14 protein-coding genes are annotated in these 21,096 nt (G+C 60.8%); 6 read left to right on the top strand and 8 right to left on the bottom strand.

Annotated elements, in window-relative coordinates:
• Positions 1-83: 83 nt before the first annotated feature.
• Positions 84-1,115: a LacI family DNA-binding transcriptional regulator gene (locus tag AC1DLT_RS02465; protein WP_247032670.1), complete on the bottom strand. Its 1,032-nt coding sequence runs from the start codon at positions 1,113-1,115 to the stop codon at positions 84-86.
• Between the two features lie 178 nt (positions 1,116-1,293).
• Between AC1DLT_RS02465 and AC1DLT_RS02460 the strand changes: the two genes are divergently transcribed.
• From AC1DLT_RS02460 to AC1DLT_RS02445, 4 genes are all read left to right on the top strand, one after another.
• On the top strand, positions 1,294-3,678 hold the full coding sequence (locus tag AC1DLT_RS02460) for a CaiB/BaiF CoA transferase family protein (RefSeq protein ID WP_247032668.1): 2,385 nt from the start codon (positions 1,294-1,296) through the stop codon (positions 3,676-3,678).
• 3 nt (positions 3,679-3,681) lie between these two features.
• The gene (locus AC1DLT_RS02455) at positions 3,682-4,521 is read left to right on the top strand and encodes a MaoC family dehydratase (protein ID WP_247032666.1); all 840 of its coding nucleotides are present in this window, start codon (positions 3,682-3,684) and stop codon (positions 4,519-4,521) included.
• A 244-nt stretch (positions 4,522-4,765) separates the two neighbouring features.
• Entirely contained in the window at positions 4,766-5,878 is a 1,113-nt protein-coding gene (locus tag AC1DLT_RS02450; RefSeq protein WP_040125415.1) for a mandelate racemase/muconate lactonizing enzyme family protein, read from the top strand.
• Between the two features lie 35 nt (positions 5,879-5,913).
• Positions 5,914-7,509 carry an ABC transporter substrate-binding protein gene (locus tag AC1DLT_RS02445; protein WP_247032664.1) on the top strand — a complete coding sequence of 532 codons (1,596 nt, stop codon included), beginning with the start codon at positions 5,914-5,916 and terminating at the stop codon, positions 7,507-7,509.
• 119 nt (positions 7,510-7,628) lie between these two features.
• Here AC1DLT_RS02445 and AC1DLT_RS02440 read toward each other — a convergent pair whose 3' ends face one another.
• From AC1DLT_RS02440 to AC1DLT_RS02415, 6 genes are all read right to left on the bottom strand, one after another.
• Positions 7,629-8,648, bottom strand: a complete 1,020-nt coding sequence (locus tag AC1DLT_RS02440; RefSeq protein ID WP_247032662.1) for an ABC transporter ATP-binding protein — start codon at positions 8,646-8,648, stop codon at positions 7,629-7,631.
• The gene (locus AC1DLT_RS02435) at positions 8,645-9,652 is read right to left on the bottom strand and encodes an ABC transporter ATP-binding protein (RefSeq protein ID WP_258719124.1); all 1,008 of its coding nucleotides are present in this window, start codon (positions 9,650-9,652) and stop codon (positions 8,645-8,647) included. The genes AC1DLT_RS02440 and AC1DLT_RS02435 overlap by 4 nt, the downstream gene beginning before the upstream one ends.
• Positions 9,649-10,542, bottom strand: a complete 894-nt coding sequence (locus AC1DLT_RS02430; protein WP_477485772.1) for an ABC transporter permease — start codon at positions 10,540-10,542, stop codon at positions 9,649-9,651. The genes AC1DLT_RS02435 and AC1DLT_RS02430 overlap by 4 nt, the downstream gene beginning before the upstream one ends.
• Positions 10,543-11,478 (bottom strand): ABC transporter permease, encoded by a 936-nt coding sequence (locus AC1DLT_RS02425; RefSeq protein WP_040125405.1) that lies wholly within the window; start codon positions 11,476-11,478, stop codon positions 10,543-10,545. It abuts the gene before it with no gap.
• Between the two features lie 93 nt (positions 11,479-11,571).
• A complete protein-coding gene (locus AC1DLT_RS02420) occupies positions 11,572-14,151 on the bottom strand; it encodes a hypothetical protein (protein ID WP_247032649.1) in 2,580 nt (859 codons plus the stop codon).
• Positions 14,152-14,320: 169 nt separating this feature from the next.
• Positions 14,321-15,937 carry an ABC transporter substrate-binding protein gene (locus AC1DLT_RS02415; RefSeq protein ID WP_477485771.1) on the bottom strand — a complete coding sequence of 539 codons (1,617 nt, stop codon included), beginning with the start codon at positions 15,935-15,937 and terminating at the stop codon, positions 14,321-14,323.
• A gap of 277 nt (positions 15,938-16,214) precedes the next feature.
• Here AC1DLT_RS02415 and AC1DLT_RS02410 point away from each other — a divergent pair, with 277 nt between their 5' ends.
• Together AC1DLT_RS02410 and AC1DLT_RS02405 are read left to right on the top strand one after the other, a co-directional pair.
• Positions 16,215-17,345, top strand: coding sequence for a LacI family DNA-binding transcriptional regulator (locus tag AC1DLT_RS02410; protein WP_247032645.1), 1,131 nt, complete (start codon positions 16,215-16,217; stop codon positions 17,343-17,345).
• Between the two features lie 131 nt (positions 17,346-17,476).
• A complete protein-coding gene (locus AC1DLT_RS02405; RefSeq protein ID WP_477485770.1) occupies positions 17,477-19,675 on the top strand; it encodes an alpha-amylase family protein in 2,199 nt (732 codons plus the stop codon).
• Positions 19,676-19,765: 90 nt separating this feature from the next.
• On the opposite strand, the gene AC1DLT_RS02400 is transcribed toward AC1DLT_RS02405, so the two are convergent.
• On the bottom strand, positions 19,766-20,983 hold the full coding sequence (locus AC1DLT_RS02400) for a GGDEF domain-containing protein (RefSeq protein WP_477485989.1): 1,218 nt from the start codon (positions 20,981-20,983) through the stop codon (positions 19,766-19,768).
• Positions 20,984-21,096: the final 113 nt, after the last annotated feature.

Raw genomic sequence — 21,096 nt, 5'->3', positions numbered from 1 at the left:
TACGCTGTGCAAAAATCGGTTGCCCCCGACTGTCAGTCGCTGGTTACCTTCGGCGATGCCGCGAGGTCTGTCGCCGACTATTCCTATGAAACGCCGGTCGAACCCCGCTTGATGAGCTCGCCGGAAATGCGGCGGATGACCGGTGGTTGGCCCGGAGCGCATGAACCGTTCTCCAGCATCGTCACCGCCACATCGACGATCGTATCGATCGGCTGACGGAACGTAGTTAGATCGTAATGCGGCCAGGCGGCCATGCTTATATCGTCGAAGCCTGCGACAGCGATATCTTCGGGCACGCGTACACCGCTTTCCTTAAGCGCGTCGAGGCCACCGGCCGCAAGTATGTCGTTGGCAAAAAAGATCGCGTCAGTTTCTCCTCGCGCAAGAATGTCGAGCGCAGCGGACCTTCCGGCATAGTAGCTGTATTCATTGCCATCGATCAGGGCGGAAAGCGTCATGCCACGCTCGGCGACGCGGGTGATAAAGGCGTTCTGCCGCTCCCGATTGGTTGTTGTGTGCGAAAGGCCTGCGACATAGGCGACGCGACGGCGGCCGATAGCATGAAAATGGTCGGCGATGGCCCGCGCACCCTCGGCATTGTTGCAGATCACACAACTGAGTTCGGTGTCTTCCGCCACGCGGTTGATCAGGATCGCGGCCCTGCCGTCGGTTGCCCACTGGAGCGTCGGGCCGGACAGGATGGTCGCCGAGATGATGATGACCGCATCGACATTGTAGCGCCTCAGCGCCGAAAGCTGCTCCTCGAGATCGCTGCCCCTGGTGATGTTGAACATCAGGCTCTGCAGCCCGATGCGCTGCAGGGCACGCGATAGCTGCTCGATCAGCGCCGGATAGAACGGGTTCTGCATATCGGAGATGACGATGCCGACGATATTCGTGCGGCTCTTCGACAGCATGCTTGCAATCGCATTGGGATGGTAATCCACGTTCTCGGCAAAACGGACGATCTTTTCGCGTAACTCGGGGGCGATGCTCGCGCCCGGCGTAAAGGCGCGTGAGACCGCCGATTGGCTGACGCCGAGCATGCGGGCGAGTTCACGCGCCGTCATCGGCTTGCGTCTGCTTTTTTCGCTGGCGGTCTCATTCCTGCTCAATGACGGCTCCCCTTGGTTTGGCTGCAACCGATGCGCGCTTCTCACTATGCCTCAAACAGCCGGCCATCAATATGAAAAATTGAGACAGTTCCTGATCTTGCATCCGTATGCAACGCGCGTTAGGTTCGGCATCGGTCGGGAGAACACCTGACCAGACAATCGGATGGTGGAGACGCGGATGTCCAAAGCCCTGGACGGCCTGCGGGTCGTCGATTTTTCGGATACCCTGGCGGGACAGTTTTGCGCGCGGCTGCTGGCGGATTTCGGCGCCGAGGTAATGCTGATCGAACCTCCGGAAGGCTCATCTATCCGGCATATGCCGCCGTTTTCCTTGACCGATCCGACCCTCTCGCTGCGATTTTGGCATCTGAACAGCGGCAAAAATTCCGTCGTCATCGATCGAACAGGCACTGGTGGGCAGGAGACGTTGGACGCCATGCTTTGCGGGGCGGACATCGCCATCCTGCCGGAGGATTTCGATCCGGAGAAGGTCGTGCGCCTCAATCCCGCCTGCATCGCGGTCTGTGTCACCGCCTTTGGTTGCGACGGGCCGCTGAAGGAGTGGCGCGCGCCGGAGATCGTTCTTCAGGCCCTGTCCGGGATGATGAACAACAATGGCGCCTACGGGCGGGAACCTCTCTATGGCGTCGGCGAGCGTGCATCCTTTGCCGCAGGGCAGGCGGCCTATATCGGCATCATGACGGCTTTGCACGAGCGCCATTCCAGCGGTCTCGGCCAGATCGTGGCGATCGATGCCGCCGAAACCGCTGCGGCCATGTGTTTCCCTTATGTCATGCGTCACATCTATAACGGTTCGATCCACACGAGGCAGGACCAGACGATCCCGGCAGGGCAAGTGAAGTGCCGCGATGGTTGGGTTTGCATCTGGATCTACAATCACCGTTGGCGCGCGGTCTGCACCGCGCTCGATCTGCTCCCTCTGGAAACCGACCCGCGCTTTTCCGAACCCCAGGTGCGGCGGGCAAATTGGGATACCCTTTACGAGATCATCCAGGACAAGGTCGAGAACTGGTCTGCTGAGGACCTGGTGGATCGGCTGCAGAAAGCCCAGGTCATTGCCGCAAAAGCCTATCGTCCATCCGAGCAGATCCATAACCGTCACCTGAACGGCCGACACTATTGGGAAAAGGTCGAGGACCGGCTGATCCTTGGCCCGCCGTTCCGCTTGAGCGCCACGCCGCGCGTGGTCAGATCCGGCGCGCCCGCACTTGGGGAGCTGAAGATCGATCCTGCGGTCTGGGAGGCCAAAAGCCGGCAGCCGCGGCAATCGTCGCGATCTTCAAAAGTGCCGCCGCTCGATGGTCTGAGAGTGATCGAGATCACCACGGCCTGGGCGGGCCCGATGGCGGGCCGGGTCCTTGCCTATTTCGGTGCGCAGTCAATCCATGTGGAATCACCGAACCGCGTGAATTCCTGGCGGCTCAACAAGGAGAGGCCGAACCCGATCAATTTTCCGGATGGCGAACCGGGCGCCCGCCCGTTCGACCGGTCCTTTCTCTTCAACTCGCAGAATGTCAACAAACTCTCCTGCATCCTCAACCTGAAGACGGAGGAGGGGCGCAGTACGCTGCGCCGGCTCGTCGCCGTCGCCGATATGTTGATCTGCAATTTCAGGCCCGGCACGCTCGCAAAACTCGGGCTCGACTACGAAAGCCTGGCCGCAATCAAGCCGGACATCATCGTTGCGGAGCTCCCTGCTTTCGGAGGCAGCGGCCCGATGTCGGGATACGCGGCGCTTGGGCCAACCATGGAGATGGCAACCGGAATGTCGGCAATGATGGCCTATCCGGGTGGGCAGCCGGAAAACAGCGGGCCTTCCTACCTCGATCCGATCGGCGGCTTCAACGCGGCTGCGGCGATCCTGACGGCGTTTCATTATCGGGACCGGACGGGCAGGGGCCAGTATGTCGAGGTGCCTCAGGTCGAAGCGGCGATGCAGTTCATCGGCGCGGAACTCCTGCTGGCGGCCGAGAGCGGGGTCGACCCCCTCCCGGATGGCAACCGCGTTGCGAACATGTCGCCGCATGACGCTTTTCCGGCAAGGGGCGAAGACCAATGGGTGGTCATCGCTGCCGAAAACCAGGCGCAATGGCAGGCGCTCTGTTCCGCCATCGGGCATCCTGGGCTCGCAACCGACCCACGGTTCTCCGATCTTGCGGCACGCAAGCGCCACGAAACGGAACTGACTGCGATACTGTCCGAGTGGACTGCTGTGCGAAACAAGCACGCGGTCGCAAGGCTTCTTCAATATGCCGGGGTCGCCGCCGCCCCGGTTGCCAATGCCGCCGATGTCGCCTCCAGCACCTATCTTGCCCATCGGGGGTTCTTCACGGAGCTCGATCATCCGGATGCCGGGCGGCATCGTCATCCCGGCCTGCCGATCCACCTCAGCCGGACGCCGGGCAGCCAGCGCCGCCCGGCCCCGCAGTTCGGCGGAGACAATCGGTACGTCCTCGAAGATATCCTCGCCCTGCCTGCCCTTGAAATCGACCGCGTTTCGGCAGGCGACGTTATGGCCACGGTCCCTTTTCCGGACGGTTGATGGATGGATCAGGACGATATGCCCCCAGTTTTCCCCAGAGATCTGACTGTCGATATCCAACTCGACAACGACCCGCGTTATATCGGCACGATCCACGATGATGTTGTCGCCCGGGCGCGGGGTTACAAGGCTGCGCTCATTCCGGGGGCTTTCGTTTACGGTCACATAAGTCGCGTCGCACTGCAGGCCTGGGGAGAGGCCTGGACGGGACGCGGCGGCATGGGTGCTCGCTTTCGCCGGCCCGTCTATAACGGCGATCGCCTCCTCATCCGTGCCGGAATCCTGGAGGGCGACGCAACCATGAGCCGTGCGCAGGTTTCGGTGACCAACGAGGGGGGCGAAGAGGTGGCCAGCGGCTGGGTCGGCCTGCCTGACGCGGCTCCGGTCGTGTCCGATATATCGGCGTTTGCGCCCATTCCGAGACCGGCGGTTCCCTCGAAAGGCGACGTGGGAAGCCTCCGTCCGGGCATGTCACTGACCACGGCCAACCGGGTGCTGACCCAGGGTGATTTCGAGGCATCTCTGCGCGCTTTTGGAGAGGGCGAACCTTTCTACAAGCGTGAGGGCATCGTCCACTCCGGCTGCGCCATGCGTCTTGCGATGGGAGATGCGCATAATAGTTTCCGGTTTCCCTCGCCGGTCGTCTTGACGGAGATCGAGACCCAGCACTTTGCGCAGGTCAGGCCCGGCCAGCGGCTTGCAACGGTAGGGCAGGTCGCCCAGGTCTATCAGCGCAAGGGCAAGCATTATCTTGGGACCGAGGAATTCCTGCTGGCGGATGGGCTTCTCGTCGCGCGCTTTCGGCGCACCCAGATCTATGCCTATGACACTCCCGGCCCATGACTGCCTCAACCATAGTTTTCGGAAAGCAGCGCTTGCATACGGATGCAAACTGCGCAATGCTGCAACGACGGAAGAGGGTGACGGCATCAAGTCGGTCACATGATCGATGCGGCCGGGGAGGGGCGTACGATGTCAGCGAACTGCATGTCGGCATCGGGCTAACGGCCATTATGGACGGACATGGCTCCTATCGAGATTTTGGGACCGGCTTTGACCGGGTGATTTCGTTTTAATGAGGTGCGCAGTGGCGACGGCGACGACGATCAAATCCATCGAGGCTTTCCAGGTTAGCTGGGAACCGAACGAGCCGCCGGGTCGCCGTAGCGCCATCGTCCGCGTGACGACCACCGACGGCATTGTCGGGCATGGAGAGGCCTCGCCGATGATGGGTGGCGAGCACTCGCTCGGGGTGGTTCGTGATTTTGCATCTTCGCTGGTTGGCGTTGACGCTCTGGACCATGCGGTCCTCTACGACAAGCTGCTGCATAAATATGTGAAGCTTGGCCCGGAAGGGGCCGTCACTGGTGCGCTCGCGGCTCTCGATATTGCGCTCTGGGACATCAAGGGCAAATATTTCGGCCAGCCGGTCTTCAAGCTGCTCGGCGGTGGTTGGCGCACGGAAATACCGTTCTATGCCTCGATCGGGGGAAATGCCGGACGCACCGTCGACGAGACCGTGAAGGCGGTCGAGGCGCGCTGGAAATCCGAGACGCCCGCTGCCATCAAGATCCGCTGGGACGGCGACCGCACTCGGCAGGACTATGACATTCCGGGCGATATCGCCAAGGCCAAGGCAGTGCGCAAGCTGGTCGGCGACGATTTCCCGCTCGCCTTCGACGCCAACAATCAATATTCGGTCGGTGGAGCGATCCGGGTGGGCCGGGCTTTGGAGGAGCTCGGTTACCTCTGGTTCGAGGAACCGGTCCAACACTATAACGTGCGCGCGATGGGAGAGGTCGCGCAGCGTCTGGACATCACCGTGTCGGCGGCGGAGCAGACCTACACCACCCAGGCACTGATCGACATCATCAATGCCGGTGTCCGCATGGTGCAGCCGGACATCATCAAGATGGGCGGCATCACCGGGCTGATGCAATGTGCTGCGATCTGCTACGCATACGGCGTCGAACTGGTGCCGCATCAGACCCAGCCGACCATCGCACACGCTGCCAACCTGCACGTTCTGGCAACCATCATGCATCTGACGAAGCCGGCGGAATTCGCCGATCCGTCGACGCGCATGCATGGTGCGTTTGCCAATCCGCCAAAACCGTCAAATGGAAAATTCGAAGTTCCGAGCGGTCCGGGTCTCGGTCTGGTGATCCACGACGCCGAATTGGACAAACGGCGAAGCTGAAAAGCGAAGCTTGTCTTTGGGAGGAGATAATGAGCTTGAACAGAAGAGAATTTCTTGAACTGGCGGCAGCCGCCACGGCGCTGAGCGCGACGGGTATCCCCAGCACCGCCAATGCCCAGAAGAGCACCGATGTCATTCGCATCGGCATTGCTGCGGGCGGCCCCCGCACCAGCGACCCCAACTTCACCACACAGGGTTCCGACAACTGGGCGACGGAGCAAATGTACGAACAACTCGTCCGGCCGGAAGATGGCGATTTCGCCACGACGCCCGACAAGTACGTGCCGACGCTCGCGACCGGATGGAAATCGTCGTCGGACGCCAAGACCTGGACCTTCAAGCTGCGTCAGGGCGTGCAGTTCCACAAGGGTTACGGTGAGATGACGTCGGAGGATGTCGTCTTCTCCTACAAGCGCGCTATGGCCGATGGCACCAATAAGACCATCATGTCGAATGTCGCCGATGTGGTCGCAAAGGGGCCGTACGAGGTCGACGTCGTCCTGAAGACGCCGGACGTGAACCTGCTGGGTACGACGATCTTTTCCAACAATACATCGATCGTTTCGAAGAAAGCCTTCGACAAGATCGGTGCTGAGAAATTCATGACGGATGCGGTGGGAACCGGTCCCTATGAACTCACCCGTTTTGACAGCGAGTGGGGCGAAGCCATGAAGCGCCACGAGGGCTATTGGGGAACCAAGGCGAAGATCGCCGGCGTCGAATGTGTTTTCATCGCCGATACCACTGCCCGGACACTGGCGCTTCTCTCCGGCAATGTCGACATGATCGAGGCCGTCCGCGCGCCTGGCTGGGTGGATTCCATGCTTCAGCGTGACCCGACCCTGCAATTCGACATGACGCAGCCGGGGTCGTTCAACACGCTCCACATCAACCTGAAACGCAAGCCTTTCGACAACCTCAAGGTCCGCCAGGCGTTGATGTATGCGATCGACCGTCACGCTGTCGCCGACGCGCTGAAGCCGATGGGCGGGTTCATGGCCGGTCTGCAGCCGGACTTTTTCCCGGCCGGTTTCAAGACGGAGGACCTGCCGCCGGAATTGCAGTACAAGCCCGATCCGGCAAAGGCGAAGGCGCTGCTGGCGGAAGCGGGCTTCCCCAACGGCTTCGATTTCGACAGCAATTGCAGCCAGCGCGAAGACTATGCGTCGACGATGCTGATCGTGCAGGAACAGCTGCGCGGTGTTGGCATGCGCATGAACCTGAAGATCGGCGATCATACCGCCTATCACGCCGATAATCGCAGCGACAAGAATACGCTTGCGATGCACTCGTCCAGTTATCCGCCGATCCCGACCCAGCTCTATTTCCAGCAGCTTTCGTCGAAATCGGAAGCCAAGCCGGATGGCAAGGGCGGCGGTGCCTATAGCCACTACGGTGTGGTGATGCCGGGTATCGATGATCTGCTGAGCCAGGCCCTGCAGGCGACCGACTACAACACCTATCTCGAACTCTGCAAGAAGATCGAGCTGCAGGTCCTGCGAGATCTGCCGCTGATCGCGCTATCGAGCCTTTCCTTCACCGTGGCTCGCAACAAGCGCGTCAACCTCGGCTATCCGGTCAAGAGCGGTTACGCCCGCTGGCGTTTCCATCGCGCCACCAAGACCGCCTGACGTCGTCGATCGAGTTCCAAATCCGCCATCCCCCGCAAGCGCGTCGCACTTGCGGGGGATGGCGTTTTGCTGCTCGGAACATGACGGCAATCCGTCCTGAGACTTGCCGTAACGCGCCGTCAGGCCGGGATGGCCGGAGACGGCCTGGTGAGCGGGATGGGAAACGGCTTTGCGAAATGACAGGCCGCCAATTGGCCTGGTGCGACTTCGCGCAGCGGCGGTCGCTCGATGCTGCAGATCTCCTGGCGGATCGGGCAACGGGTATGGAAACTGCAGCCTGGCGGAACGCGTTTGGGGCTCGGGACGTCGCCTTCCAGAATGATGCGCTTGCCCTTGCGTTCGGGATCCGGTTCAGGCGCTGCCGATAACAGCGCCTGCGTATAGGGATGCTGCGGCATCCCGTAGATCTGTTTCTTCGGCCCGATCTCGACGATCCGGCCAAGATACATGACCGCCACGCGATCGGCGATGTGGCGAACGACAGCAAGGTCATGGGCGATGAACAGGAAGGAGAAGTTCTTCTTCCTTTGAAGGTCCTGCATCAGGTTGATGATCTGCGCCTGGACGGAGACATCGAGAGCGGAGACGGGTTCGTCGGCCACGATGAATTTCGGATCGACCGCGATGGCGCGCGCCATGCCGATGCGCTGGCGCTGGCCGCCGGAAAACTGCCGCGGGTTGCGGTCCATGAAGCTCGGGGAAAGCCCCACCTGGTTCATCAGGTCTGCAACGCGTTCCCGCCGGTCGCGCCGGGACCTGACCAGGCCGAACACATCCAGCGGCTCGGCAATGATCTGGGCCACCGTGCGACGGGGGCTGAGCGAGCCGTAAGGGTCCTGAAAGATCATCTGCAGGTGGCGGCGCATGTCGCGCATCTGTGCGGGCGCCAGCCCGGTCAGCTCGGTATTGTCGAAATGGACCCTGCCGGCTGTGGGATCGATCAGCCGCAGCAGAAGGCGGCCGAGGGTGGATTTCCCGCAACCGGATTCGCCGACAAGCGCCAGCGTTTCGCTGTGATTGACCGAGAAGGAACAGCCGTCGACGGCACGCACCTCGTCGGCCCGCTTCCCGAGGCTGAAGCCGAGGCCGGAACCGAACGTCTTGCCGAGGTCTTCGACGCGAAGGATGGGATCGGTCATTGCAGGGATGCCTCCTTCTTTTTTGCATCCGCCTGTCCGGCGGTCACCCAGCATGCCGCCCGTTGGTCCGGTCCGAAGGAGAACATCGGCGGCATTTCCCTTGCGCATTTTTCAATGCGCAAGGAACATCGCTCGTAGAAAGGACAGCCTGTCTTGATCGATCCGGCCAGCGGCACCGATCCCGGGATCTGGTAGAGACGATCGCGGTCGTCGTCGAGCCGCGGGATCGATTGCAACAATCCCCGCGTATAGGGGTGACTGGGCGTGCGGAAAATCGAAAGGACATCCGCTTCCTCGACAACCCTGCCGGCATACATCACCACCACCCGCTCGCAGACATCCGCAATAACGCCGAGATCGTGCGAAATCAGCAGCACCGCGGTGTTCAGCGTGCGACGCAGCTTGTGCATCAGGTCGAGAACCTGTGCCTGGATGGTGACGTCGAGCGCCGTCGTCGGTTCGTCGGCGATCAGTAGTTTCGGATTGCAGGCCAATGCCATGGCGATCATCACGCGTTGACGCATTCCGCCGGAGAACTGATGCGGATAGGAATCCACCCGCCCGGCCGGATCCGGTATGCCGACCAGTCCCAGCATTTCGATGACACGCGCGCGCCTTTGCTCGCTGGTCATTGCTTCGTGGAGCATGACCGCCTCGCCGATCTGGTCGCCGATCTTCATGACCGGGTTCAGCGAACTCATCGGCTCCTGGAAGATCATCGCGATGTCCCGACCGCGGATTTCGGGCATTTTCGAGCGCGGGAGGTCGAGCAGGTTGACCCCGTTGAATTCGATACGGCCTTGCACGATGCGTCCCGGCGGTTCGGAGATCAGCCGCAGGATGGAGAGCGAGGTGATCGACTTGCCGGATCCGGATTCCCCGACGATTCCGACCGCCCCTCCGGGTGGGATTTCGAAACTCACGCCATCGACCACCCGGATCGGGTTGGCCTTCGGGCCGAATTCGACGGCAAGATTGTCGACCTTCAGGAGGGGCACCGTCATTCGGAGATCTCCGGATCGAGCACGTCTCGCACAACGTCGCCCAGAAGGTTGAACGAGAGGACGACGCAGGTGATAGCGAAGCCGGCGCCGATGATCGGCCATGGCGAACCGAAGAGATTGTTGAGGCCGTCGCGGATGATATTGCCCCAGCTCGGGTTCGGCGGTTGGGTGCCGATGCCAAGGAAGCTCAGCGACGCCTCAAGGCGGATCGCGGAGGCGACCCAGAGTGTCATCAGGACCACGATCGGTGCTGCGATATTGGGAATGACGTGACGGAAGATGATGACCGGCGTCCGCAGGCCGATTGCAGTGGCCGCCTCGATATAGGGCTCCTGCTTGACCGCGAGCGTCGAAGCGCGGGCCACGCGGGCGAAGCCGGGAATGAAGGCGACGGTGATGACTGCTATGACGTTCCAGAAGCCGCCACCCAGCACCGCCGCAATCATGATGGCGAGCAGCAGTTCGGGGAAAGCCAGCAGCAGGTCGATCAGGCGCGAGATCACCCGATCGATTATGCCGCCGAAATACCCTGCGACGACGCCGAGGACAGTCCCGCAGATCGCCGCCAGTACCGGAGAAATCAGGCCGAAAATCAACGAATTGCGGGAGCCGTGGATCATTCTCGAGAGCACGTCGCGTCCGAACTGGTCGGTGCCGAGCCAGTTGCTGGCAGAGGGGAGCCGGTTGATCTTGAGGATGCTCTGGGCAAGCGGATCGTATGGTGCGAGGAGCGGCGCGAAGATCGCCACTACAATAAAGATCAGCACGATCACGAACGCTATGATGGTCGAGGGGCGCGAGAACAGCGTATAGCCGATCTGGCTGAGCGGCTTCGGTTCCGGGGCAAGCAAGGGTGAGGAGCGCTGGGAGTTTTCGGTGGTGACGACCATTTACTGCACCCGGATTCTGGGATCGACGACGATGTAAACGAGATCCATCAGGAGGTTGATGAGCACGACAAACAGCGCGAAAATCACAACACCGCCCTGGATGACCGCGTAGTCACGTTCAGCAATAGCGCTGATGAGCAGCTTGCCGATCCCCGGCCGGTTGAAAACCAGTTCGATCGCGACCGACCCGGACAGGGTCGCAAGCATGCTGAGGCCGATACCTGTGGTGAGCGGAAGCATCGCATTGCGCAGGCCGTGCCGGTAGATGACCCGGCGTTCCCGTGCGCCCTTGGCACGTGCGGTGCGAATATAGTCCTTGCCGAACACCTCCAGCAGAGAGGTTCGCGTCAGTCGTCCGATGAACGCGGCCTTGACCATGGCAAGCGTTAAGGCCGGCAGGAAGACGTGATGCATGCGGTCGACAAAACCTTCGCCGCCGCCATTGATCGGAAATAACCCCATGTTCAGCGAAAAGGTGATCAGCAGCAGGGCGCCGAGGTAAAAGTCCGGGACGGCGTAGCCCAGTAGCGAGAATCCGCGAACGGCGGCGTCCGGTGCCTTGTTCCTGTGTGTCGCGGCCAGCACGCCGAGTGGAATCCCGACGCCGACCCCCATGATCATGGCGACGATCGTCAGCTCGATCGTGTAGGGCAGGTTATAGGCAATCAGCCTGAGCACCGACTGGTTGTTCATCAACGACGTGCCGAAGTCGAGCGTCAGCATCCCCCACAGGAAGCTGAAATATTGCATCCACAGCGGGGCGTTGAGCCCCATCCGCTCGCGGAAGATTTCCAGCTGTTCGGGTGTTGCCATGTCCCCCAGGGCCGCGATCGCCGGGTCGCCGGGCAAGATGCGCATGGCGATGAAGACGAGCGTCAGCACAAGCAGAACCGTGGGAATGGCATCGGCCAGTCTCAGCAGCAAATATCGCGCCATGGTGTGTTCCTCCTCCCTGGTCGCGGTTCCGATCCTGCCTCCTCGCATTCCGGAACACGCTATTTTCACGCAGCAAACCGCCGACAGCCAGCCTCAATTTTGTAACGACGTGAAATAAGGCTCGTTGGACAGGTTCGGCTGCAATCCCGGCGACAGACAAGAGCGCCCATTTTGCCGAAAGCTGACGAAATATTGCAGATGATATCGCGACTGCGTGTAGGTGCCCGGCACCGTGGCGGCAAAACCTCCGGACTTGTCCTTCATCGGAAGCGACTTCCACCGTTCTGCCTGGTTGATGCGACGGTAGTGTAGTGTCGGTTCACTTTCCGCCTTTCCATCGAACCGGACTTCGAAATCGGCGCCCGGCTTGAAGGTCGGCGCACCGGTCACGCCGGAGGGGCGGGACAGAACCGGAAAACGTGCTTCCAGCGCGGCGATTGCCGCTGCGGCCTTCGGGCTCGCCTCAACGCTCTCATAGCAACCGCCGCCGCGGAGCGACTCCAGATCGGCCACTTCCGCCTGCATTTCCGGCAACCTCGAATGCCAGGATCCACGCAGCCATGATTGCGGACCATAGGTAAGGTCATCGGCGTAAAGATCGCGCGAGATATCGGCGATCTTTTCCCATGCCATCAGTGAACGTCTTGCATGGTCGATAACGCGGTCCATCAACGGCGTGACCTTGGTGGCGACGAACAGTTCAGCCCAGCATGCTGCCCGGAAGCGTTCTGCAAAAAACCGCGCCAGTCCGGCGCAGATCCGGATATCGACGAGCATTCTCTGGACGGCAATCCTGCCGAAGCTGGATGTGCTGTTGGCCTTCAGGACTTCGCTTTCGCAGCCATTTGCCATCTCGTCCAGCCAATCGGCGACATCCAGCGGCGTAAAGCGATGCGACGGTTCTCCGGCGAGCAGCAATTCGGCATATTCACGGGCATTGGCAAACAGCGTTGGATCGAATGTCGGTGCATTGCCGAACCGAACCGGACCTTCCATGTCGAAGCCATAGGCGCGTCGACCGGAGCCTTCGACGAGCGCAAGGTTGGTGTAGACCTCCGGCCAGTAGTGGTTGTTCGAGGCGGATGGCCCATGCGCGAGAGTGACCAGCGGCAGAACACGGCTTGCCCAGGACATGCCTTTTTCGCATTCCTCGGCGGCATCGCCGCAGACCTGCTGGAGATAACGCATCCAGCTTTCGCGCGGCGCATCGGGGTTGTAGAGCAACCGACCCCAGACCCGATATTGATAGTCGTATTTCTGCCAATCGTACCGCGTGGCATAGCCCTGTTTCTGGTAGTTGAAGCGTCCGCCCGGAATGCCTGTCCCCATGCGGCCCTTGAAGCCCAGCGGCTCGCACCATTCCACGCCGTCCGACCCGGCAAACATCGAGCTGCGGCCGTAACCGGCTGCAAATTCGGGATCTCCCCACAGGAGCACGCGCTGCGTGCCCGGCCAGATGCGGTAGATGACCTTGTAGTCCTTGTCGGCCGTCAGCAGATCGCCATAGGAGTAACGCAGGAATTTTCGCGACCCCTCGCTCAGTTGCTCCCGTTCGCTGCGAGCAACCTCCGGCGGGTATTCCTTCTCGCGGATTGCCGATTGGTGGTAGGGCGGTCCCATATGCTCCGCGAGATATTTTGGCGAGGCGGCGATTGGCATGCCGCTGTCACGGGCAATCCCGATCATCTTGTGGTCGAGACCCTTGCCGTGCATGTCGATTTCGACGGGCCGGCCGGCAGCCGCAACGCCGGCGAACGCGTCCTCCCAAAAACCGTATTCGCCCTCGGCGATGCCACCCTCCACATGCACCCGGAAAGTAAGGCCGGTGATTTCCGGTACTTCCTTCAGAAGCGTGGTGATCGCGTCGCGGCAATAGGGTGCGAGATTGTCTTTGGTGACGCCGCGGACGGTATAGTTGGCGCGTGGTACGTCATCGAAATCATATCGCTGGGTCCACAGCGCAAGCTGGAATTCAAGGCCGCGCCTGGCGGCTTCCCGGCCGATGAATTTGAGCATGTCGAGGTTCCGCTCGCGCTCGTCCTCCGGCAGCTCCACCACCTTCACGTCATGGCCTGGAAGGTCGAGCAGATATGGATAGGGGAAATAGAAGTAGACGTCGGTGATCCAGGGGTTGTGATAAGGGTAGTTGTATCCGAAGCCGAGCGCGAGCGAGAAACGGTTGAAACGATTTGTCGCGAGCATCGAGAGATAATCGCGCCACTGCTGGCGGTCGTAAAACCAGACCTTGTCTTCCTGTTCGCTGCAAAACATCCGGCTCATGCTGCGCACGCGGGCGGATGGCCGCTCGACAAGGGGGTAGGTTCCCTCGAAGAGATCCACTCCGGACGCAAACTGCACACGGTCGGCGAGTTCGGTCAAAGCGAAGACCAGTCCGCGGATGTCGGAGCCCCAGGCCGAGATGCAATCACCTTGCCGGGTAAGAACGAAGCTCTCCGGTGTCTCCGGCAGGTCGACCGCCATGTCGGTGTTCCCGGGGAGACCAGCTCCGGAGACGGTGATGCTCGTTCCCGATTGTGCGGCGCTTGCGATTTGAGCCTGCACATTGCGGCGGGCAAGGGCTGCCTGCAGTTCGGTCGCTGCCCAACGGACCGGATGAAACGCGGCGTCATCCGCATCTGGCAGAACAATGGTGACCGAAGTCGGTGCAGTCATAACGTCATCCTTAGAAATATGAAACCATTCGTCGTTGCATGCGGCGGCGATTGCCTGCGCTCCGCGGCCTTCGCCGTCCCGGCAAACGAATGTCTTGAACTGGCCATGGTCGGACCAACCGGGAAGGGTTCCCGGCCGGCGTCGTCGTTTGGAAGTCACGCGGCGTCGATCAGCCGATTTTCGCTCTTGTCAGACGCCAGTGGGCGTAACCCGACTTGAGTTCGTAACCGAGGTCGACATTGGCCGCGCGCACGACCAGATAACCGTTGTCGCTGATCGGCAGGAGCGGCATGTCGGTCAGGAACTTGACCTCGATCTCCTGGACCAGCTTCACACGCTTCTCGAGATTGGGCTCCTGCATCGCTTTCTTCAGCATGTCGTCGATGCCGGGAATGGCAACGCCGTAGTGGCTGAAGTTCGGACCGCCCGAGCCGTCGGATTTGACCTCAGCGGCGGCTGTCAGCTGCTCGATGATCGCCTGGGTCGGGACCGGAGGATAGGCTGCCGAGCGCTGGAACATCGTATTGGTGCCCTTCGCCTGGTCGGCATGGAAGGCCGTGTGGTCCTTGATGTCCAGCTTCATCTCCACGCCGCCGGCGCGAAGCTGTTCCTGGATGATCAGCATCACCGAGGAATAGTCTTCTCGCTGCGAGGTATAGGCGTTGAAAGACAGCCCGTTCGGAAAGCCTGCTTCGGCCAGCAGTTGCTTGGCCTTTTTCGGATCGTGGTCGTAGCGCACGGCCGCCGGTATGGTATCGGCGGTGAAACCGCCGAGAAACGACGGCGGATTGAGGCCATACGTGCGCTGGCTGACCGGTGCCATGGCGCTCGCGAGTTCGTCGCGATTGATCAGATAGGCAATCGCCTGCCGAACGCGGATATCGTCGAAAGGTTTGACAGTCAGGTTCATGGACACTGTGAAGAAGCTGCCCGGTGAAGCCACATCGAAATGCAGCTTGGCATTCCGCTGCTGGATCGACGGCACCCAGCCCGGCGCGCGCACCCCTTCGATCATGTGGACGTCGCCGGACAACAGGGCCAGCGTCCGGGCCGTGGTATCGGCGATATAGCGGATCTGAAGATTGGGAGTTGCCGGCGCGTTTCCGAAATAGTCCTTGTTGACGGTCAGCTTCACGCCCTGTGAGGGATCGCTTTCGACGCTGGCGAGCTGGTAAGGCCCGGTTCCGACAGGATCCTTTTCGAAGGCCGACGCCCCCTTTTCCTCAAGCGCCTTGCGGGAAATGATGCTCGACGAATAATGGCTGAGCGGGCCCATGATGAACAGCGGGTCCGGCTGGTTGAGGGTGAAGATCACTGTCGCCGGACCGTCCACCTTGACGTCCGCGATATTGTCGAACAGGACGCGGTTGCCGCCCAGTGCCTTGTCGTTGCGCAGGCGATCGAACGTGAATTTCACATCGTCTGACGTCAGGTTGCCGTAGCCCTTGTGGAATTTCACGCCCTGGCGAAGCTGGAATGTCCAGCTCTTGGCGTCCGGTGTCACCGACCAGCTGGTCGCAAGGCTTGGCTGGACCTCGGCGACGCTGGTCGGGAAATGCCCGAGCGGCACTTCGACCAGTTTGTCGAAGATATGAATGATGGCCCATTCGTCGGCGCCCTGAATCGAACGTGCCGGATCTATGGTGCGTACGCCGCGGGCGGCAAAGGCCAGCCGCAGCGTGTCTGATGCCTGTGCGAAAGCAGAGCCGCTCAAACTGGTCGCTATGCCTGCACCAGCAATGGTTGCAGCCGTGCGGCCGATAAACATGCGCCGAGATATTGCCATGTCACTCCCTCCCTGGGCGTACCGAACCCTGTTCCGCCTCCACGGCACAAGACGGTTGACGAACAATGCAATCCGATGGTAGCGCTGCCATCGACGGATCGTCAAGCACTGAAGAGCGATTTTTTAGCATGCGCGGAGACAAAGGCCGAAAGGTCCGGCAGGGCAAATGGATTACCTCGGGCAACGCGGATAACATCCCGGCCATCGCAAACATGGCCGTGCGGCAAACATCTCTGCAGATGCGACGCCGTCGGACATTCACTTGATGGAGCCTTAGATGTCGAAACGCCGGACTGACGGTAGACCCACGATAGCCGACGTCGCCGCACTGGCAGGTGTGGGAGCGATTACGGTCTCCCGGGCCCTGCGTGATCCATCGCTGGTGTCCGATATGCTTCGGGAAAAGATCGATACCGCCGTCCGCGAGCTTGGCTATGTTCCCAATCTCAATGCGAGGGCCCTGGCATCCACCCGCAGCGATGTGGTCGGCGTTCTCGTTCCGTCACTGACCCAGCACATCTTCGCGGATGTCCTGCGCGGCATCTATGACGGGATAGGCCATACGAGGCTACACATCCAGGTCGGCAACACGCGTTACGATCTGGACGAGGAGGAGCGACTTCTGGCTGAACTTCTCCGACACAAGCCGGCCGGCCTGATCGTCTCGGGCATTGACCAGAATGCCGCTTCCCGGCGGATGCTGGAAAAAGCCAACTGCCCGGTGATCCAGATCATGGATCTGTCCGACAATCCGGTCAACAAGATCATCGGATTTTCCCATCACAACGCCGCCAAGGCGATGACCCAACATCTCATCGAAGTCGGATATCGCCGTATCGGTTTTCTCAGCGGTTGGATGAACAGCCGTTCGAAGGGGCGTCTGTCGGGTTACGTCGAAGCGCTCGAGGATGCCGGGATATTCGATCCGCGATTGACGAACGCAGCCGGTGATCTTGGTGCGCTGGCGCTGCGGGGCAGTTGGGACAAGCATCAATATTCGACGCCCGCAATGGGTCGGGAACTGCTTAGCGAGCTTTGGAACAGCGAGCCCCGTATGGATGCGGTTTTCTGCAACAACGACGTGCTGGCGCTTGGCGCTCTCTTCGAGTGCCAGGCCCGCGGTTTGTCGGTTCCGAATGATTTCGGCATCGCCGGGTTCAACGACGAGGATTTCATGGAGGCGGCGTCGCCCGCCATGTCGAGTGTCAGAACACATCGCTGGACCGTCGGACACGACGCGGTGATTGCCCTGCGCCGACAGCTGGACGGCGAGCCGGACGATGAGCGCATCGTTGACGTCGGGTTCGACATCGTCAAGCGAGCCAGCACCGATCGCAGGGCGCAACCGGTGCGGGATGACGATGCTGCCGCTCCCCAACAGACGCGTACTGCAGGCGACGATCGCTGAACCCTTGCCGCGCGAAACACCTGTTGGGTGGACGGATATGATCTGAGCAATCGCGTCGAGGAGGCGCCGCGCGGATCGGCAGACAAGAGGTTGATCGCAGAGGAAGCCGGCAGGCCAAGGGAGGATATTTAATGGCTGAAGAACCCTGGTACAGAACCACAACACGTTGGGGACAGACCAACCTGGTCGAGATCGATCCGGATCGCTACGATGGCGCCTGGTGGCGGGCCCACTGGAAAAACACGCGCATCCAAGGCGTGATCGTCAATGCCGGCGGCATTGTTGCCTATTATCCTTCCGCTTTCCCGCTTCATCATCGCGCTCACACGCTTGGGGAAAGGGACCTCTACGGCGAAATCGTCAAGGATGCACGGGAAGCGGGGCTGAAGGTGATAGCCCGCATGGATTCGAACCGGGTTGCGGAAGACTTTTACCGCGCTCATCCGGATTGGATCTGTGTCGACGCGACCGGAAAGCCATATCGTCAGGCGGACAAATACATCACCTGCATCAATTCGCCCTATTACTGGGAATATCTGCCGCAGGTCATGCGGGAGATTATCGAACACAGCAATCCGGACGGTTTTGCCGACAACAGCTGGGCCGGCATTCCGCGCAAGAACATCTGTCATTGCCGGCATTGCGCAGAGCAGTTCCGCGCCCATGCCGGCATCGATCTGCCGTCTGCTCAAGACTGGTCCGACGAGCGTTATCGGCGATGGGTGCGCTGGAACTATCAGCGCCGCACCGACATCTGGGAACTCAACAACTCCGTCACGATGAAAGCCGGCGGCAAACATTGCCGGTGGATGGGCATGATCAGCGGCGACGTGCTGAACAACAGTTCGCGCTTCATCGATCTGAAAGCCATTCTCGCGCGCACCGAAATCGTCATGCTCGACCACCAGCGCCGCAATCCCGTGGATGGGTTTGCCGACAATACGGAAGCGGGCAAGCGGCTGCATGAAGTGGGCGGTTGGGAAAAGCTCATTCCGGAAAGCATGCCGCAATACCAGCTCGGAAGCCCGGCCTTCCGGCTCGCAAGCATGCCCGCGGCAGAGGTGAGGTTATGGTCGTCGGCCGGCTTTGCCGGGGGCATCCAGCCGTGGTGGCACCATATCGGCTCACTCCACGAAGACCGGCGCCAGTACAAAAGCGCAGAGCCGATCTTCTCCTGGCATGAAGCCAATGAGGATATTCTTCTCAATCGCAGGCCGCTGGCCGACGTGGGCGTGGTGTGGTCGCAGGACAACCATGACTTTCACGGCCAGGACAAAGCCAACGACCGCACGATGAACCCCTACAGGGGAGCGATCCGTGCCCTCGATCGCGCCGGGGTCACCTATTTGCCGATCCACGCCGATGACGTGGCTGGTGCGATCGGCCGCGTCGGCGTCCTCATTCTGCCCAATCTCGGCGCGATGTCGGACGATCAGGTGAACGCCGTAAAGGCATTCGCGCAAGCGGGTGGCTCGGTAATCGCCACGTCGGAAACCAGCCTCTATGATGTTTCAGGCGATCAGAGGCGAGATTTTGCACTGGCGGATCTTTTTGGCGTGCACCGTGGTAGCGGGTCACGGGGCGGACAGGAGCTCGCCAACCCGGATATCGAGGTTGCCGCAAGACATACCTATCTCCGCCTTGTCCCCGAACTGCGGGCTGCCCTCTATGGCCCGATGGATAACGCCGCACCGGCTGCCGTCGGAATACGTCATCCGCTGTTAAGCGGTCTGGAAGGAACGGACACGATCCCGTTCGGCGGCTTCCTTCCCGTCGTCGGCGTCGATGATGACGTGGCGGTCCTGGCGACCTTCGTTCCCGAATTCCCGATCTATCCGCCGGAAACCTCCTGGATGCGCCAGCCCCGGTCGGATCTGCCGATGATCACGCTCCGCGAACCGGCCAGCGGCAGCAAGCTGATCTGGTTGGTTGGCGATCTCGACCGGTGTTTTGCCCGCGACGAGCATCCGGAACATGCGACGATCATCGCCAACGCTGTTCGTTGGGCTCTCCGTGATCGGCAACTGGTGTCGCTCGAAGGTGGGCACGGTGTCATAAGCCCGGCGCTTTACGAGCAGCAAGGTCGCTATATCCTGCATCTCAACAACCGCCTGATCATGGCCAAGATGCCGGGACGACAGGACGAACTTCTGCCCGTTGGTCCGATCACGGTCCGCCTGCGCATCGGCTCGAGAATAATATCCTCTAACATCCGCCTGACCGTAAGCGGCCGCTCTGTTCCGGCCATAAAGCAGGGCACCGAGCTTGTTTTCGAGGTGCCGGCCATCGCGGATCACGAAGTCGCGGTTATCGACTTCGATCCGGCATAGCCAAATCCGGAACCGCAGGCTTCCGTCGGGGCGGCGCCAATCGTCCTTCATGGTCTTTGATTTGAAGACCCGATACGGGGAGCCGGCAGGTCAATCGGAGGCCTGGCCGGTCTCTGGAGAATGGACCACCAGGCAGTTGCGGCCGGCCTTTTTGGCAAGGTAGAGGGCCGCATCCGCCTGGCGCTGAAGATGTTCCGCCGACACCAGCCCGCAATCTTGCATCAATATCGCCACTCCAATGCTGACGGTGACATAAGGAACGACGCGAGAGGTGGGGTTTGGAAGAGACGCAGCTTCTACTCTGTTGCGGATTCTCTCGGCGATCACCCTGGCCTCCTGTTCGTCGGCGCCCGGGAGGAAGACGAGAAATTCCTCGCCTCCATAACGGGCGACCTGGTCTCGCTCGTCTCTCATACTGCTTTGGATGATGCCGGCGACTTTCACAAGGCATCGATCGCCTTCGGCATGCCCGAGATTATCGTTGAGGCGTTTGAAGTCGTCGACATCGCACATCAGCATCGCCGCACCGCTCGTTTGTCTAAGGTCGGCATTCCAGAACTGATGGAGCGTCTCCATCATCGAACGCCGGTTGGCGACGCCGGTCAGCGGGTCGGTTCGTGCCAGCAGTTCCAGCTGGGAATTGGCGTCAGTTAGCTCCGCGAGGCGACTTCGATCTCGTAACTCGAGCAGGAAGGTCTTGTGAGCGAGGATCGTTGCGGTGCGTCGGGCAACGATGGTTGCTACGACACCGCTCGCGAAAAACAGCGTTCCGGCGAGAGCACTTCCCACCTGGATGTTCGGATTGTGCAGTTGAAAAACAAAATAGATACCGAGAGCAAAAGCACTGATCGCCATCGCCCAACCAAGCGGAATGGGAAATATAATGACGGCGGTGACCGCCACAAAAAGCATGATGGTCAGATGGCGCTCGTAGAACTCGCCACCCGCGTGAACACCGACCAAAGCGACAGACAGGAGGATGAGAAAGACTGCCGAGAGAATGATAACGCCCTGCAGCCATAAAGCGTGCGGTCGCAGGAAGACCATCGCGGCGACAAGAGCTGCGGGAGGAAGGAGGGATGCCGGCCACAGCATCGTCATCACGGTTTCGGTCGGGAGCAGGATTGCGTAGAGGCCCAACGTCAGGACGTCGAGCACGATAACCCAGATCATCCACGCGCGGATGATCTTGGCAGTCTGCGGCCAGGAACGTTCGCGAAAAAGCCGGGCCAGATCCCCATTGAGCCGGATATCCCGCGTGCGTCCGCCGAGAAGGCGCTCGACCTGTTCCACTATGGCCGGACTCAGCCTCGGCAGAGGTTTCCGCGAAGACGCTGTTGCCGATTTGGTAGAACCTGTAATTCGCTTGGCGTCCATGTGCCGGATCTAGGGTGCAGATGACTGGGGACAAGACGGGCTAG

It is taken from the genome of Neorhizobium sp. 05N33 (assembly GCF_056397445.1).
Note: the sequence above shows the minus strand (reverse complement) of the source record. Positions and strands in the feature narration are given on the sequence as shown.